General features: G+C 62.0%; 10 protein-coding genes. 4 read left to right on the forward strand and 6 right to left on the reverse strand.

Going from position 1 to position 15,928, the window contains the following annotated elements; genetic code table 11:
• Positions 1 to 417: 417 nt before the first annotated feature.
• Entirely contained in the window at positions 418 to 2,688 is a 2,271-nt protein-coding gene (gene rlmKL, locus TU80_RS02910; RefSeq protein WP_057003810.1) for a bifunctional 23S rRNA (guanine(2069)-N(7))-methyltransferase RlmK/23S rRNA (guanine(2445)-N(2))-methyltransferase RlmL, read from the forward strand.
• A 139-nt stretch (positions 2,689 to 2,827) separates the two neighbouring features.
• Entirely contained in the window at positions 2,828 to 5,212 is a 2,385-nt protein-coding gene (locus TU80_RS02915; protein ID WP_057003811.1) for a sensor domain-containing diguanylate cyclase, read from the forward strand.
• Positions 5,213 to 5,269: 57 nt separating this feature from the next.
• Here the strand turns inward: TU80_RS02915 and dacB are convergent, their stop codons facing one another.
• Positions 5,270 to 6,730, reverse strand: a complete 1,461-nt coding sequence (gene dacB, locus TU80_RS02920; protein ID WP_046382437.1) for a D-alanyl-D-alanine carboxypeptidase/D-alanyl-D-alanine endopeptidase — start codon at positions 6,728 to 6,730, stop codon at positions 5,270 to 5,272.
• A gap of 237 nt (positions 6,731 to 6,967) precedes the next feature.
• On the opposite strand from dacB, the gene TU80_RS02925 reads away from it, so the two are divergent.
• Positions 6,968 to 7,312: a YggL family protein gene (locus TU80_RS02925; RefSeq protein ID WP_046382438.1), complete on the forward strand. Its 345-nt coding sequence runs from the start codon at positions 6,968 to 6,970 to the stop codon at positions 7,310 to 7,312.
• Positions 7,313 to 7,349: 37 nt separating this feature from the next.
• Here the strand turns inward: TU80_RS02925 and TU80_RS02930 are convergent, their stop codons facing one another.
• Positions 7,350 to 8,540: a benzoate/H(+) symporter BenE family transporter gene (locus tag TU80_RS02930; RefSeq protein ID WP_046382439.1), complete on the reverse strand. Its 1,191-nt coding sequence runs from the start codon at positions 8,538 to 8,540 to the stop codon at positions 7,350 to 7,352.
• A 226-nt stretch (positions 8,541 to 8,766) separates the two neighbouring features.
• Here TU80_RS02930 and TU80_RS02935 point away from each other — a divergent pair, with 226 nt between their 5' ends.
• Entirely contained in the window at positions 8,767 to 9,531 is a 765-nt protein-coding gene (locus tag TU80_RS02935; protein WP_046382440.1) for a GntR family transcriptional regulator, read from the forward strand.
• 66 nt (positions 9,532 to 9,597) lie between these two features.
• Here TU80_RS02935 and guaD read toward each other — a convergent pair whose 3' ends face one another.
• The 4 genes from guaD to xdhA all read right to left on the reverse strand — a co-directional run bounded on the left by guaD (position 9,598) and on the right by xdhA (position 15,782).
• A complete protein-coding gene (gene guaD / locus TU80_RS02940; RefSeq protein ID WP_057003812.1) occupies positions 9,598 to 10,902 on the reverse strand; it encodes a guanine deaminase in 1,305 nt (434 codons plus the stop codon).
• A gap of 12 nt (positions 10,903 to 10,914) precedes the next feature.
• Positions 10,915 to 11,754, reverse strand: a complete 840-nt coding sequence (gene xdhC / locus TU80_RS02945) for a xanthine dehydrogenase accessory protein XdhC (RefSeq protein ID WP_046382442.1) — start codon at positions 11,752 to 11,754, stop codon at positions 10,915 to 10,917.
• 190 nt (positions 11,755 to 11,944) lie between these two features.
• The gene (xdhB, locus tag TU80_RS02950; protein WP_057003813.1) at positions 11,945 to 14,344 is read right to left on the reverse strand and encodes a xanthine dehydrogenase molybdopterin binding subunit; all 2,400 of its coding nucleotides are present in this window, start codon (positions 14,342 to 14,344) and stop codon (positions 11,945 to 11,947) included.
• Positions 14,337 to 15,782 (reverse strand): xanthine dehydrogenase small subunit, encoded by a 1,446-nt coding sequence (xdhA, locus tag TU80_RS02955; RefSeq protein ID WP_057003814.1) that lies wholly within the window; start codon positions 15,780 to 15,782, stop codon positions 14,337 to 14,339. Before xdhA ends, xdhB begins: the two co-directional genes overlap by 8 nt.
• Between the last annotated feature and the right edge of the window lie 146 nt (positions 15,783 to 15,928).

Here is a 15,928-nt window from a genome sequence, read left to right on the forward strand (position 1 = left end):
CAGCGTCGTTGTGGCGCTGACCTGTGTTGAGTTCTAACCAATAGGTCACATGGATTCAATGATCGTTTTGTCATAAGCACGTAACAATAACGATGTTATAGCCATAAGCTGGGATGGCTTTTCGCCCCTTTTATTGGGCAAAGCCGGCTATGATGTGCCTTACGAAGAGAATGGCTTAATCCCTTGCTGAAAAAGCCCGCCCGTTGCAGTCGGTTATTATTCGACGAAGGGTCTGAATATTTCTTTTTGTTGCATAACTTATCTCTCTGCCCCGTCAATCAAGGCCCACAGGCCCGCCAGACGGGGTGGGACGGCACATTCGTGCCACGCGGGCACTCTTCAAGAAAAGTGCTTGATTGAAAACCGAGCCGGCGATGCGTCGCCCGTTCATTTATTGCTGAAAAGCCTGGATTGCCCATGTCGGACCGTTTTGAACTCTTCCTCACCTGCCCCAAGGGCCTCGAAGGCCTGCTGATCGAGGAAGCCGCCGGGCTTGGCCTTGAGGAAGCCCGCGAGCACACCTCGGCCGTGCGCGGCATGGCCGACATGGAAACCGCCTACCGCCTGTGCCTCTGGTCGCGCCTGGCCAACCGCGTGTTGCTGGTCCTCAAGCGCTTCCCGATGAAGGACGCCGAAGACCTCTACCATGGCGTGCTGGATATCGACTGGGCCGATCACATGGTCCCGGACGGCAGCCTGGCGGTGGAGTTCAGCGGTCACGGCTCGGGCATCGACAACACCCACTTCGGCGCGCTGAAGGTCAAGGATGCGATTGTCGACAAGCTGCGCACCCCGACCGGCGAGCGTCCGTCCATCGACAAGATCAACCCGGACCTGCGCATCCACCTGCGCCTGGACCGTGGCGAAGCGATTCTCTCCCTCGACCTGTCCGGCCACAGCCTGCACCAGCGCGGTTACCGCCTGCAGCAGGGTGCCGCACCGTTGAAGGAAAACCTCGCTGCAGCCATCCTGATCCGTGCCGGCTGGCCGCGCATCGCTGCGGAAGGCGGCGCGTTGACCGACCCGATGTGCGGCGTCGGCACCTTCCTGGTGGAAGGCGCGATGATCGCCGCCGATATGGCGCCCAACCTCAATCGCGAACTGTGGGGTTTCACCACCTGGCTCGGTCACGTCCCGGCGTTGTGGAAGAAACTGCACACCGAGGCCAGCGAGCGCGCTGCCATCGGCATGAACAAGCCGCCGTTGTGGATTCGTGGCTACGAAGCCGATCCGCGCTTGATCCAGCCTGCTCGCAACAACATCGAGCGTGCCGGTCTCAGCCATTGGATCAAGGTGTACCAGGGCGAAGTCGGCACGTTCGAGCCGCGCCCGGACCAGAACCAGAAAGGCCTGGTGATCTGCAACCCGCCCTACGGCGAGCGCCTGGGCGACGAAGCGAGCCTGTTGTACCTCTACCAGAACCTCGGCGAGCGTCTGCGCCAGGCGTGCATGGGCTGGGAGGCGGCGGTGTTCACCGGCGCGCCGGACCTGGGCAAGCGCATGGGCATCCGCAGTCACAAGCAGTATTCGTTCTGGAACGGCGCTTTGCCGTGCAAATTGCTGCTGATCAAGGTCAACCCGGACCAGTTCGTCACCGGCGAGCGCCGCACCCCGGAGCAGCGCCAGGCCGAACGTGAACAAGCCGCCTACGACCAGGCCCCGACCGAGCCGCAAGAGCGTCAGTACAACAAGAACGGCAACCCGATCAAACCTGCACCGGCGCCGGCCCCTGTGGTCGAACAGGCGCGCCTGAGCGAAGGCGGGCAGATGTTTGCCAACCGCCTGCAAAAGAACCTCAAGCAACTGGGCAAGTGGGCCAAGCGTGAGGGCGTGGATTGCTACCGCGTCTACGATGCCGACATGCCGGAATATTCCATGGCCATCGACCTGTATCACGATTGGGTCCACGTGCAGGAATACGCCGCGCCGAAATCCATCGACCCGGAAAAAGCCTCCGCGCGCATGTTCGACGCATTGGCGGCCATTCCCCAGGCGCTGAACATCGACAAGAGCCGCGTGGTGGTCAAGCGCCGCGAGCGTCAGAGCGGCACCAAGCAGTACGAACGCCAGAGCGCCCAGGGTAAGTTTACCGAGGTCAGCGAAGGCGGCGTGAAGCTGCTGGTCAACCTCACCGACTACCTCGACACCGGCCTGTTCCTCGACCACCGGCCGATGCGTATGCGTATCCAGAAAGAGGCGGCCGGCAAGCGTTTCCTCAACCTGTATTGCTACACCGCCACCGCCAGCGTGCATGCGGCCAAGGGCGGCGCGCGCACCACGACCAGCGTCGACCTGTCCAAGACCTACCTGGACTGGGCGCGCCGCAACTTCTCCCTCAACGGTTTCTCCGACAAGAACCGCCTGGAGCAGGGTGATGTGATGGCGTGGCTGGAAGCCAGTCGCGATGAGTTCGACCTGATCTTCATCGACCCGCCGACCTTCTCCAACTCCAAGCGCATGGAAGGGATCTTCGACGTGCAGCGCGACCACGTGCAACTGCTCGACCTCGCCATGGCGCGCCTGGCACCGGGCGGCGTGCTGTACTTCTCGAACAACTTCCGCAAGTTCGTGCTTGAGGACAACCTCAGCGAACGCTACGCGGTCGAGGAGATCAGCGACAAGACCCTCGACCCGGATTTTGCGCGTAACGCGAAGATCCATCGGGCCTGGAAAATCACTGCTCGCTGATTGCTCCACTCATCAGCCGCAAGCCTGGAATTATCCGGTCTTGCGGCTTTTTTACGCTGGTCAAACGGAGGGCCGCTCGCTATAACTAAATGTCCGGCCAAAGTGATCCCCCCACACGCTGGCGTTGTGAGTGTTGCCTATGCCGTTGCAAGCCGTTCGCCCGAAGATCCTAGGTTTTATCAATGAGCAGGTATCGGCTTGGTTGATGGCATTGGTGGTGTTTCTGGGCGGTAGCGCTTTGACGATCATCGTCGCCTGGGCGACATCCGATCTCTATCAACAGCAGGGGCGCCAGCGTTTCCAGCTGTTGGTCAATGAGCGATTCACCCGTCTGCAGGAGCGTTTCGAGGACCAGGAGCAACGCCTGACCAGCCTGCAACGCTTCTTCGTCAATTCCAATGATGTGTCCCGCGACGAGTTCGACGGTTTTGCCCAGCCTTTGCTGCTGCGTTCCCGGGCCTATGCCTGGGCGCCGCGGGTTATGCGTGATCAGCGCGCTCAGTTTGAACAGGACGTATCGCGCCAGCGCGGTCTGCCGTTCAGCATACGGGAACTGAATTCACGCGGTGAGTTGGCCCCGGCGGTGGAGCGCGATGAATACGTGCCGGTCCTGTACAGCCAGACCCGAAGCCTGCTCGGTTCGCCGCTGGGCTTTGACCTGCTGGCCCAGCCACTGCGGCGCTCGACCCTGGAGCGCGCACAAGCGAGCGGCAAGCTGGCCGTGTCCCAGCCCATGCAGTTGGTGGGGGTGGAACCGGCCTATGCCACCGGCGTGTTATTGGTCGCGCCGGTCATCTCCCCGGGCGGAACGGAACCCTACGGCTTTGTGATGGCCGTGATCAGCATGCGCCAGTTGATGGCCGACGGCTTGCCCAAGTCGGATCGCGATAATCTGGTGACGCAGATCGTCGACACTTCCGACCAGCAAGGGCGCCTGTTGTACGAATCCAGCAATGCCCTGGCCAACAGCGATCTGGTCGCCGCGCGTCGCCTCACCCTCGGCGATCATGTCTACGCCCTGAACCTGCGCCCCAGCCAGGTGTTCGAACAGGGCAACGGCTCGTCGTTGGTCCCGATCCTGGCCGTGGGCGGGCTCTTCAGCCTGTTGCTCAGTGTCTTGCTCTATATGTTGGTCAGCCAGCGTCAGCGCGCCTTGAAACTGGTGGAGCAGCGTACCGTGCAGCTACGCCTGCGCGAGCAGGAACTGCGCAGCGCCCATGGCCAGTTACGCAGTGTGCTGAACGCCGCGACGCAGGTTGCGATCATTGCCACCGACTTGCACGGCGTGATCAACACCTTCAACGCCGGTGCCGAGCAGATGCTGGGGTTCAAGGCCGAGCACATACTCGGCCGCTCGACCCTGGAGAGCCTGCATGTGGCGGCGGAGCTGGATGTGCGTGCGGCGAGTCTGAGCATTGCATTGGGCCGGCGAATCCCGCCGAGCCAGGCGATGCTGGTGGAGAGCCCGGGCAGCCCGCACGAGGCGCGCGAGTGGACCTTGGTGCGCGAGGATGGCAGCCGTTTGACGGTGAATATGTTGGGCACCGTGTTGCTGGATGACCATGGCTTATGGGTCGGGCACCTGGCGATGTACCTGGATGTCACCGAGCAAAAACGCGCCTACGAGGCCCTGGCCGTGCGCGACCGTCTGCTGAAAAAACTCAGCGCCCATGTCCCGGGCGGGATCTTCCAATTCACTCTGGAACCCCAGGACAAGTGGCGGTTTGTCTACGCCAGTGATGGCATGCGCGATATCTATGAGATCGACACAGGGGTGCTGCAACGGGATGCAACGCAGGTCTTGGAGCGCATCCACCCGCTGGACGTCGAGCGGGTGCGTGCGTCGATCCGCTTATCCGCGTTGCAATTGAGCCACTGGCGCGAAGAGTACCGCGTGCAACTGCCGCAACGGGGCCTGCGCTGGATTCGCGGTGAGGCCACGCCGGAAGAACTGCCGGGCGGCGGTACGCTGTGGCACGGCTATGTGTCGGACATTTCCGATCTCAAGCGCGTGGAAGAAGAACTGCGCGCGCTGTCCATCACCGATGCCCTCACTGGGATCCATAACCGTCGGTATTTCCAGGATCGTCTCAAGGCTGAGATGGTCCGCCTCAATCGCACCTCGGGGGCGTTGTCGGTGATCATGCTGGATATCGATCACTTCAAGCGTATCAACGACCAGTACGGCCATGCGGTCGGCGACGGGGTGTTGCAGGAACTGTGCAAGCGCATCAGCCAGCGTCTGCGCCGCACCGATGTGTTCTGTCGCCTGGGTGGCGAGGAGTTCATGGTGTTATGCCCCAACACCGACGGCGCCCAGGCCTACGGTTTGGCGATGGAGCTATGGCGGGCGCTGCGCGATGCGCCGATGGGGACGGTGGGAGTCGTCACCGCCAGCTTCGGGGTGGCCAGTTGGCGGGTCGATGAGGGGATCGACGGGTTACTGCTGCGCGCGGATTCGGCGGTGTACGTGGCCAAGCAGGCGGGCAGGGATCGAGTCGAAGCGGAACGCTTGCCGGTGTGAATGTCGACGTCGTACACAACCTGTGGGCGCGGGTTTGCCCACAGGTTGTGGCGGTGTCTAGAGGACTGGCGCCGCTGCCGCCAGCTTTGGCTGGCGGTACAGGTCCAGCAGCACCTGGTCGAGCACCGACGACGCACCCCACGGCTTCGGATCGTTGAGGATCGCCACCACCACCCAGGTATTGCCGTTGTTGTCGCGGCTGAACCCGGCGATGGCGCGCACGGTGTTCAAGGTACCGGTCTTGACGTGGGCTTCACCGCGCATGGCGGTGGTCTTCAGGCGTTTACGCATGGTGCCGTCGGTGCCGGCGATTGGCATCGAGCTGATGTATTCCGCGGCGTAGGGGCTTCTCCACGCGGCTTGCAACATGGCCGCCATCTCACGCGCGCTGACGCGTTCGGCACGGGACAGGCCCGAACCGTTCTCCATCACCAGGTGCGGTGAGGTGATGCCTTTTTTCGCCAGCCACTGGCGTACCACGCGTTGCGCGGCCTTGGCATCGTCGCCGTCGGCGTCGTTGCGGAACTGCGCGCCCAGGCTCAGGAACAACTGCTGGGCCATGGTGTTGTTACTGTATTTGTTGATGTCGCGGATGATTTCCGCCAGGTCCGGCGAGAAGGCCCGCGCCAGTACCTTGGCGTCCTTGGGCACCGGTGCCTGGATGTCACGGCCCTGGATGGTGCCGCCCAACTCCTGCCAGATCGCCCGCACGGCGCCGGCGGTGTACGTGGCGTGGTCGAGCAACGACAAGTAGGTCTGCGAGCTGCAGCCATCGCCCAACTGGCCGCTGACGGTCACGGTGATGCTGCCATCCGCCGCCGTCACCGGGTTGTAGCGCACGTCGCCGGTACATTGCTTGGCGTTGGACGCCTTGACCTGATTGTCGATGCGAATGCTGGCGATCGGCGGCTCGACCGACACGATCACGCGTCCCGAATCGTTGCGGGTCACGAAGCGCAGGGCCTTGAGGTTGACCAGCAAGGCATCGGGCTTGACCAGGAACGGTTTGTTCTCGTCATTGCCGTCGTCATTGAACTCCGGCAGTTGCGGCGGGATAAAGAAGCTACGGTCCAGCACCAGATCGCCGGTGACTTGCTGCACGCCATTGGCCCGCAGGTCGCGCATCAGCAGCCAGAGTTTTTCCATGTTCAGCTTGGGATCGCCGCCGCCCTTGAGGTACAGGTTGCCGCGCAATACACCACCGCTGAGGGTGCCGTCGGTGTAGAACTCGGTCTTCCACTGGTGGTTGGGGCCGAGCATTTCCAGGGCTGCGTAGGTGGTGACCAGCTTCATGGTGGAGGCCGGGTTCACCGAGACGTCGGCATTGAAGACGGTGGGGGTGCCGGGGCCGTTCAACGGCAGCATCACCAGGGACAATGCGGTGTTCTGCAACTTGGCCTTCTGCAGGGCCTGTGCAACGTTGGGTGGCAGGGTGTTATTGATCGGGGCGGCGGTGGCGGAAAAAGCCAGCGGCAGGAGAACGCCGGCAAGGAGCAATGGACGCAAAGATTTGATCATAAGGAATAAAACCCTACTGCTGAGGAGGGTGAAAAAGGCGAGGGGTATGTAAGAAAATCCCTCAGTAGTCATGAAAGTGTCGGCATTATGCCCCAAGCTGGAACCACTTGTAGCTGAACGATAGCTGCTAATCGGGGTTTTTTTTCCAGGCATTTCGCCGCCTGTCCCAGAGAGTCGGGCAATCGCTGCCTTAAGCTGCTAAAGTGCCGCCCGTTATTACTTATGAGGATTGTTCCAATGGCGACTAACCGTTCCCAGCGTCTGCGCAAAAAACTGTGCGTTGATGAATTTCAAGAGCTGGGTTTCGAACTGAACCTGGACTTCAACGAAGGCCTGAGTGAAGAAGCTATCGACGCTTTCCTCGAAGCATTCATCAAAGAAGCCATGGAAGCCAACGGTCTGGGCTATGTCGGCGGCGATGACTACGGTCTGGTTTGCCTGCAGAAGCGTGGCTCGGTCTCCGAAGCGCAGCGTGCTGCCGTTGACGCCTGGCTGAAAACCCGTTCCGAGCTGACCAAGGCTGAAGTCAGCCCGTTGATGGACGTGTGGTATCCGGAAAAGCCGATCAACGCGGCTAAGTGATACTAAACAAAACGGCGACCTGAGGGTCGCCGTTTTTTTATGCCTTGCGCCAGTTCAGAATCAGCAGCGTCAACACCCCCGCCACGATCCCCCAGAACGCCGACCCGATGGAAAACAACGTCAAGCCTGACGCGGTGACCATAAAGGTGATCAGCGCCGCTTCCCGTTCCTTCGGCTCATTCATGGCGATGCTCAAGCCATTGATGATCGAGCCAAACAACGCCAATGCCGCAATCGACAGCACCAGTTCCTTGGGCAATGCTGCGAACAAGGCCGCCAATGTGGCGCCGAACACCCCGGCAATGCCGTAGAACACGCCACACCAGACTGCCGCCGTGTAGCGCTTGTTACGGTCTTCATGGGCGTGGGGCCCGGTGCAGATCGCCGCACTGATCGCCGCCAGGTTGATGCCGTGGGAGCCGAACGGCGCCAACACCAGCGAGGCCAGGCCGGTGACGGTGATCAGCGGCGACGCTGGCACGTTATAGCCGTCGGCGCGCAACACTGCGACGCCCGGCATGTTTTGCGAGGTCATCGCTACCACGAACAGCGGGATGCCGATGCTGATGGTCGCCGCCAGCGAGAAGTGCGGTGTGGTCCAGACCGGCGTTGCCACTTCCAGGTGAAAGCCGCTGAAATCCAGGAGCCCCATCAGCCCGGACAGCACGCTGCCGATCACCAGCGCGGCGAGTACCGCATACCGCGGCGACAGGCGTTTGATGAGCAGGTAGGTGAAAAACATCCCCAGCACCAGGCCGGTGCGATGCTGCGCGGCGACGAAAATCTCGCTGCCGATCTTGAACAGAATCCCCGCCAGCAAGGCCGCCGCCAGCGACGCCGGGATGCGTCTGACCAGTTTTTCGAAGCTGCCGGTCAGCCCGCAGAGCGTCACCAGCACCGCGCAGGTGATGTAGGCGCCGATGGCTTCGCCGTAACTGACGCCGCCGAGGCTGGTGATCAACAGCGCTGCGCCGGGTGTCGACCAGGCAATGGTGATCGGTGTGCGGTAGCGCAGGGACAGGCCGATGCTGCACACCGCCATGCCGATGGAAATCGCCCAGATCCACGAGGAAATCTGCGCGCTGGTCAAACCGGCGGCTTGGCCGGCCTGGAACATGAGCACCAGGGAGCTGGTATAGCCGGTCATCATGGCGATGAAACCGGCGACGATGGCCGAGGGAGAAGTGTCGGCCAGTGGGCGCAAGGGCGCTTGGGTGGCGTCGGTCATGGCGAGGTGTTCCTTTTACCTGGGAGTTTGCCAGTGAAGGCGCAGATTCAAGCCTAAACTCAAACGTAACGACTCATTGCAATACAGCCGGGCTCGCAAACAGCCGTACAGTGTGTTGGCGCATGGGGTTGTGTACAATGTGCGCTGATTTTAGCTGATACTTGCCAGCGCCTCTTTGTTGCCGTATTACCGTTAATTCGCCGCCGTTCTCCCGATCCGAGTGCCCATGAACGAACAGTTGCAACCTCTCAAGAAACAACCGCGAGCCAGCAAGACCGGCCGCAGCGGAACCCAGGACGATATCGTCTACGCGCATATCTTCGAGGCGATTCTCGAACAACGCCTGGCACCCGGTACCAAATTGAGCGAAGAGGCACTCGGCGAAATCTTTGGCGTGAGCCGCACCATCATTCGCCGCGCGCTGTCGCGCCTGGCCCATGAAGGCGTGGTACTGCTGCGGCCCAATCGCGGCGCGGTGGTGGCCAGCCCGAGTGTCGAAGAAGCGCGCCAGGTGTTCCTGGCCCGGCGCCTGGTCGAGCGGGCGATCACGGAGCTGGCGGTGCAGCACGCCACGGCGGAGCAGTTGGCCGAGTTGCGGCAGATGGTCAACGACGAACGCGACAGCTTCTCCCGCGGCGATCGCGGTGCCGGTATCCGCCTTTCCGGCGAATTCCATCTGAAGCTGGCCGAAGCGGCGAAGAACGCGCCGCTGATCAGCTTCCAGCGCAGCCTGGTGTCCCAGACCTCATTGATCATCGCGCAGTACGAAAGCGGCAACCGTTCGCACTGTTCCTACGATGAACACAGTCAGTTGATCGATGCGATCGAAGCCCGAGACGCGGCGCTGGCAGTGAATTTGATGATGCATCACATGGATCATATCGACAGCAAGCTCAACCTCGACGAGGAAAGCGCGTCGGATGATTTGCATGCGGTGTTCTCGCATTTGTTGCAGAGCAAGAAGCCGGGGCGTTCGTCGGTCAAACTCTAAGCCCGATCAAAAAATGTGGGAGGGGGCTTGCCCCCTCCCACATTTGGGTTTGTGGCATATCTGAAATTAGCGTTGGTGGACCAGATTACCGGCCGCATAGGTCTGCAACACCGCCCGGTCATCCCCCAACGTCATCAATACAAACAACCTCTCGGCAATGTCCTTGGCCTGCTTCATGCGATAGCTGAGCAGTGGCGTGGCGTTGTAGTCCAGCACCAGGAAGTCCGCATCGGTACCCGGCTGCAACGTGCCGATCTTGTCCTCCAACCGCAGCGCCCGCGCACCGCCCAGGGTGGCCAGGTACAGCGACTTGAACGGGCTCAGTCGCGCGCCTTGCAGTTGCATGACCTTGTAGGCTTCGTTCAACGTCTGCAGCAACGAGAAGCTGGTGCCGCCGCCGACGTCAGTGCCCAGGCCCACGTTGAGTTTGTGCTTCTCGGCCATCGGCAGGTTGAACAGCCCGCTGCCGAGGAACAGGTTCGAGGTCGGGCAGAATGCGACTGCCGAGCCGGTCTGCGCCAACCGCGCGCATTCGTCATCGCACAGATGCACGCCGTGGGCAAACACCGAGCGTTCGCCCAATAGCTGGTAGTGGTCGTACACATCCAGGTAGCCGCTGCGCTCGGGGAACAGCTCGTTGACCCACTCGACTTCCTGCTTGTTCTCACTGATGTGCGTCTGCATGTACAGGTCGGGGTATTCGCCCAGCAGTTGCCCGGCCAGCGCCAATTGCTGCGGCGTGCTGGTAGGTGCGAAGCGCGGCGTCACCGCATAGTGCAGGCGGCCCTTGCCGTGCCAGCGTTCGATCAGCGCCTTGCTCTCCTGGTAGCCGGATTCGGCGGTGTCGGTCAGGTAGTCGGGGGCGTTGCGGTCCATCATCACCTTGCCGGCGATCATGCGCAGGTCGAGTTTTTCGGCGGCCTCGAAGAATGCCTGCACCGATTGCGGATGCACGCTGCCGAACACCAGCGCGGTGGTGGTGCCGTTGCGCAGCAGTTCCTTGATGAAAATCTCTGCGACGTCCTCGGCATGGGCCTTGTCGGCGAACTGGCGCTCGCAGGGGAAGGTGTAGGTGTTGAGCCAGTCCAGCAACTGTTCGCCATAAGCGCCGACCATGCCGGTTTGCGGCAGGTGGATATGCGTATCGATCAGCCCGGGGGTGATCAGCGCGTCCTGGTAGTGGGTGATTTCGACCTCGGCGGGCAGGTGCGGCAGCAGGTCGTGGGCGTGGCCCAGGGCGCTGATCCGGCCGTTGTCGATGACCAGCAGGCCGTCTTCGAAATACTCATAGGACGCCTCGATCCCCACTTCGGCGGGGTCGGCGAGGCTGTGCAGGATGGCGGCGCGGTAGGCTTTGCGAGTCGAAGGCATGGTGATCTCAATTTAGATAGCTTGGCTGCGACGCGAAGCCGGCAGCAGTTGGGCAATGGGTTCGGCGCTCGCGGTGTGCTGGCCGAAATGGGCGTTATAGGTGGCGATGATTTCGCCGGCGATGGAGATGGCGATTTCCACCGGCAATTTGCCCTTCACTTCGCTAAGGCCCATGGGACAGCGCATGCGTTGCAGTTGTGCGGCGTCGACGCCGCGATCCCGCAGGCGGTGTTCGAACTTGACGCGCTTGGTCTTTGAACCGATCAGGCCGAAGTAGGCAAAGTCATTGCGCTTGAGCAGGGCGGCGCTGAGTTCCAGGTCCAGCGCGTGATTGTGGGTCATCACGATGCAGTAACTGCCCACGGGCAGGTCGGCAATTTCGTCGACCGGTTCTTCGCTGACGATTTTGCGCACGCCTTGTGGGATGTGTTCCGGGAACTCTTGCTCGCGCGAATCGATCCAGCGCACCCGGCACGGCAGGCTCGCCAGCAACGGCACCAGGGCGCGGCCGACGTGGCCGGCGCCAAATACGGCGATCTGTGCCTGCACCTGGCCCATGGGTTCGAACAGCAGCACGGTCGCGCCGCCGCAGCACTGGCCCAGGCTCGCGCCGAGGCTGAAGCGCTCCAGATGGGTGTGTTGCTGGCCGCGGGCGAGCATGTCGCGGGCGATCTGCATCGCTTTGTATTCCAGGTGCCCGCCGCCGATGGTGTCGAACGTGTGTGCGGCACTGATGACCATCTTCGAACCGGCATTGCGCGGCGTGGAGCCGAGCTCTTCGATGATGGTCACCAGCACGCAGGGTTCGCCCTGGTTTTGCAGGTTGGCGAGGGCGCTGATCCAGTTGTTCATGTCTACCTCAACATTTCTGTTGTCAGTTCTACCGTCATCGGGGGCAAGCCCCCTCCCACACTTGAATGTATTCACAGATCAAAAATGTGGGAGGGGCAAGCCCCTTCCCATACTTGAATGTATTCACAGGTGAAAAATGTGGGAGGGGCGGTGCGACGATTCGACTTGCCCCCGATGGCAGCGCCTCGATTCAGAGCGAAGCCATCTCGGTTTCAGCCTCAACCGCCTTCGCAGCCCCCAACTTCCGCATCTGCTCACAGCCCCACAACACCCGCTCAGGCGTCGCCGGCGCATCGATGTTCGGCTGGTGGCGATAGTCACCCAGGCTCGCCACCGCATCCTTGATCGCGCACCACGAGGCAATCCCGAGCATGAACGGCGGCTCACCCACGGCCTTAGAATGGAACACCGTGTCTTCCGGGTTCTTACGGTTTTCCACCAGCTTCACGCGCAAATCCAAGGGCATGTCGGCCACGGCCGGAATCTTGTAGCTGGCCGGGCCGTTCGTCATCAGCTTGCCCTTGTCGTTCCACACCAGCTCTTCCATGGTCAGCCAGCCCATGCCCTGGATAAAGCCGCCTTCGACCTGGCCGGTGTCGATGGCCGGGTTCAGCGATGCGCCGACGTCGTGGAGAATGTCGGTGCGCAGCATCTTGTATTCGCCGGTCAGGGTGTCGACGATCACTTCGCAGCAGGCCGCGCCGAACGCGAAGTAGTAGAACGGCCGACCGCGCGCCTGGCTGCGGTCGTAGAAGATTTTCGGGGTCTTGTAGAAGCCGGTGCTCGACAACGACACCTGGGCGAAATACGCCTGCTGGATCAGGCTTTCAAAGCTCAGGATCTGCTCGCGCACGCGCACATGGCCGTTGTGGAATGCCACGTCCGCTTCGCTCACCGCGTAGTGGCGCGCGGCAAATTCCACCAGGCGTTGCTTGATGGTTTCGGCGGCGTTCTGCGCGGCCTTGCCGTTCAGGTCGGCACCGCTGGAGGCGGCGGTCGGCGAGGTGTTGGGCACCTTGTCGGTGTTGGTGGCGGTGATCTGCACACGGTCGATGTCCACCTGGAACACCTCGGCCACCACTTGCGCGACCTTGGTGTTCAAGCCCTGGCCCATCTCGGTGCCGCCGTGGTTCAGGTGGATGCTGCCATCGGTGTAGATATGGATCAGCGCGCCGGCCTGGTTGAGGAAGCTGGCGGTGAAGGAGATGCCGAATTTCACCGGGGTCAGCGCCAGGCCTTTTTTCAGGATCGGGCTGTGCGCGTTGTAGCGGCGGATCGCTTCGCGGCGCTCGGCGTATTGGCTGCTGGCCTCAAGCTCGGCAGTCATCTCTTCGAGCAGGTTGTGCTCGACGGTCTGATAGTAGTGGGTGACGTTGCGCTCGGTCTTGCCGTAATAGTTGGCCTTGCGCACCGCCAACGGGTCGAGGGCCAGATGACGGGCGATGGCGTCCATCACTTCTTCGATGGCGACCATCCCTTGCGGGCCGCCGAAGCCGCGATAGGCGGTGTTGGACGCGGTGTTGGTCTTGCAGCGATGGCCGTTGACCGTGGCATCGCCCAGATAATACGCGTTGTCGGCGTGGAACATGGCGCGGTCGACAATCGAGTTCGACAGGTCCGGCGAGCAGCCGCAGTTACCCGCCAGCTCCAACTGGATGCCGTGCAAGCGCCCGCTGTCGTCGAAGCCGACGTCGTATTCGATATAGAAGGGGTGGCGCTTGCCGGTCATCAGCATGTCTTCGACGCGCGGCAGACGCATCTTGGTCGGCTGCCCGGTAAGGCGCGCGACCACCGCACACAGGCACGCCGGGCTGGCGGCCTGAGTCTCCTTGCCGCCGAAACCACCGCCCATGCGGCGCATGTCGACGACGATCTTGTTCATCGACACGTCGAGCACTTCGGCCACCAGCTTCTGCACCTCGGTGGGGTTTTGCGTGGAGCAGTAGACGATCATGCCGCCGTCTTCGGTGGGCATCACCGAGGAAATCTGGGTTTCCAGGTAGAAGTGTTCCTGGCCGCCGATATGCAGCGTGCCCTGGATGCGATGCTTCGCGGCCGCCAGCGCTGTCGCCGAATCGCCGCGTTGATGGGTGTGGCTGTCCAGCACGAAATGCTGGTTGCGGTAGGCCTCGACCACGTCCAGCACCGGCTCCAGGTCTTCGTATTCGATCACTGCGGCCAGCGCCGCTTTACGCGCGGTTTCCAGGTCGCGGGCGGCCACGGCCAGCACCACCTGGCCGACGAACTGCACGGTGTCGATGGCCAGCAGCGGATCACCCGGCAGCAGCGGGCCGATGTCTTTGAGCCCCGGCACGTCTTCGTGGGTGATGACGATACGCACGCCGTCGAAGGCGTAGCAGGGCGCGGTATCGATGTTGAGGATTTTGGCGTGGGCGCGGTCGGACAGGCGCGCATACAGGTGCAACTGGTTGGGGAATTCCAGGCGGTCGTCGATGTACTGCGCTTCGCCGGATACGTGCTTGGCGGCGCTGTCGTGCTTGACGCTGCGGCCGACGCCGGAGGTCAGGTCCTGAGAAAACAGCTCGGCCAGTTCGGCCTGGGTTTTTGCCACGGCGTGATGGTTAGACATAGGCGGTCACCCGAGTTTCGATGTGCGGCGTTTGCAGCTCGATGAAGTATTTGCGCAGCAGGTTCTGCGCGCTGAGCAGGCGGTATTCCTTGCTGGCGCGAAAGTCCGACAGCGGGGTGAAATCCTCGGCCAGGGCGGCGCAGGCGTGCTCCACGGTGGCGGCATTCCAGGGCGCGCCGATCAGCACGGTTTCGCAGTGCTGTGCGCGTTTGGGCGTGGCGGCCATACCGCCGAAGGCGACGCGGGCGTCGCTGATCACACCGTCGTCGATCTTCAGGTTGAACGCCGCGCACACTGCGGAAATATCGTCGTCCAGGCGCTTGGATACCTTGTACGCCCGGAACCCCGAGTGCCCCTTGGGCACGATGATCTTCTCGATGAACTCGCTGTCTTGGCGTGCGGTGACGCGGTAGTCGATGAAGTAATCTTCCAGCGCCAGGGTGCGACGGACGTTGCCCTTGCACAGCACGATCTGCGCGCCGAGGGCGATCAGCAGCGGCGGCGAATCGCCGATCGGCGAGGCGTTGCCGATGTTGCCGCCCAGGGTGCCCTGGTTGCGGATTTGCAGGGAGGCGAAGCGCTGCAGCAGTTCGCCGAAGTCCGGGTATTCGTGGCGCAGCGCGGTGTAGCAATCGGAGAGGGCGGCGGCAGCGCCGATTTCCAGGCGATCGTCGAACGTCTCGATGCGCTTCATCTCGTCGATATTGCCGACGTAGATCATCACCGGCAGCGTGCGGTGGAACTGCGTGACTTCCAGCGCCAGGTCGGTGCCACCGGCCAGCAGGCGGGCTTGGGGGTAGGCGTCGTAGAGGTCGGCCAGGTCGGCGACGGTCAGCGGCACCAGGCAGCGTTTGTCGCCGCTGTTGAGTTCAGCGGTGTGCGTCGGCGCGATAGCCTTGAGGCGGGCGATGGTCTGGGCCTCGCGGCTGTCGAACTGATCCTGGGGTTTGTTGCAGCAGGCCTGTTCGGCGGCGGCGAGGATCGGGCGATAGCCGGTGCAGCGGCACAGGTTGCCGGCCAGGGCTTCATGGGCTTTGTCGCGGTCGGGCGCGTCGCTGTTTTTTTGCAGGGCGAACAACGACATCACAAAACCGGGGGTGCAAAAGCCGCATTGCGAACCGTGACACTCCACCATCGCCTGTTGCACGCTGTGCAGTTGGCCCTGGTGCTTGAGGTCTTCGACGCTGATCAACTGTTTACCGTGCAACGACGACACGAACGTCAGGCACGCATTCAGGCTGCGATAGCGAATCCGCTCGCCCTGCTCATCGCTGTGCAGTTCGCCGACCACCACGGTGCAGGCGCCGCAATCGCCGCTGGCACAGCCTTCCTTGGTGCCGGGTTTGCCCACATGCTCGCGCAGGTAGTTGAGCACGGTCAGGTTGGGGTCCAGGGCGTGCTCGCTACGGAGTTCCTGGTTAAGTAAAAACTGGATCACGGAAGGCCTCACAGACTCATTATTGTTGTTAACCGCTTTGCGCCGAATCTAGTCATGTCTGACTTTTCGGTCAATGATTTTCTGACCTAAAGGTCAAGAAAATGCGGTCACAACCCTATCAATTATGGTCCAGTCTTCTGGAACCG

Source organism: Pseudomonas veronii (genome assembly GCF_001439695.1).
GTDB lineage: Bacteria > Pseudomonadota > Gammaproteobacteria > Pseudomonadales > Pseudomonadaceae > Aquipseudomonas > Aquipseudomonas veronii.

Bases quoted from the DNA above. Each gene is read 5' to 3' on its own strand.
- rlmKL (WP_057003810.1), top strand. From the start codon at position 418: ATGTCGGACCGTTTTGAACTCTTCCTCACCTGCCCCAAGGGCCTCGAA.
- TU80_RS02915 (WP_057003811.1), top strand. From the start codon at position 2,828: ATGCCGTTGCAAGCCGTTCGCCCGAAGATCCTAGGTTTTATCAATGAG.
- dacB (WP_046382437.1), bottom strand. From the start codon at position 6,730: ATGATCAAATCTTTGCGTCCATTGCTCCTTGCCGGCGTTCTCCTGCCG.
- TU80_RS02925 (WP_046382438.1), top strand. From the start codon at position 6,968: ATGGCGACTAACCGTTCCCAGCGTCTGCGCAAAAAACTGTGCGTTGAT.
- TU80_RS02930 (WP_046382439.1), bottom strand. From the start codon at position 8,540: ATGACCGACGCCACCCAAGCGCCCTTGCGCCCACTGGCCGACACTTCT.
- TU80_RS02935 (WP_046382440.1), top strand. From the start codon at position 8,767: ATGAACGAACAGTTGCAACCTCTCAAGAAACAACCGCGAGCCAGCAAG.
- guaD (WP_057003812.1), bottom strand. From the start codon at position 10,902: ATGCCTTCGACTCGCAAAGCCTACCGCGCCGCCATCCTGCACAGCCTC.
- xdhC (WP_046382442.1), bottom strand. From the start codon at position 11,754: ATGAACAACTGGATCAGCGCCCTCGCCAACCTGCAAAACCAGGGCGAA.
- xdhB (WP_057003813.1), bottom strand. From the start codon at position 14,344: ATGTCTAACCATCACGCCGTGGCAAAAACCCAGGCCGAACTGGCCGAG.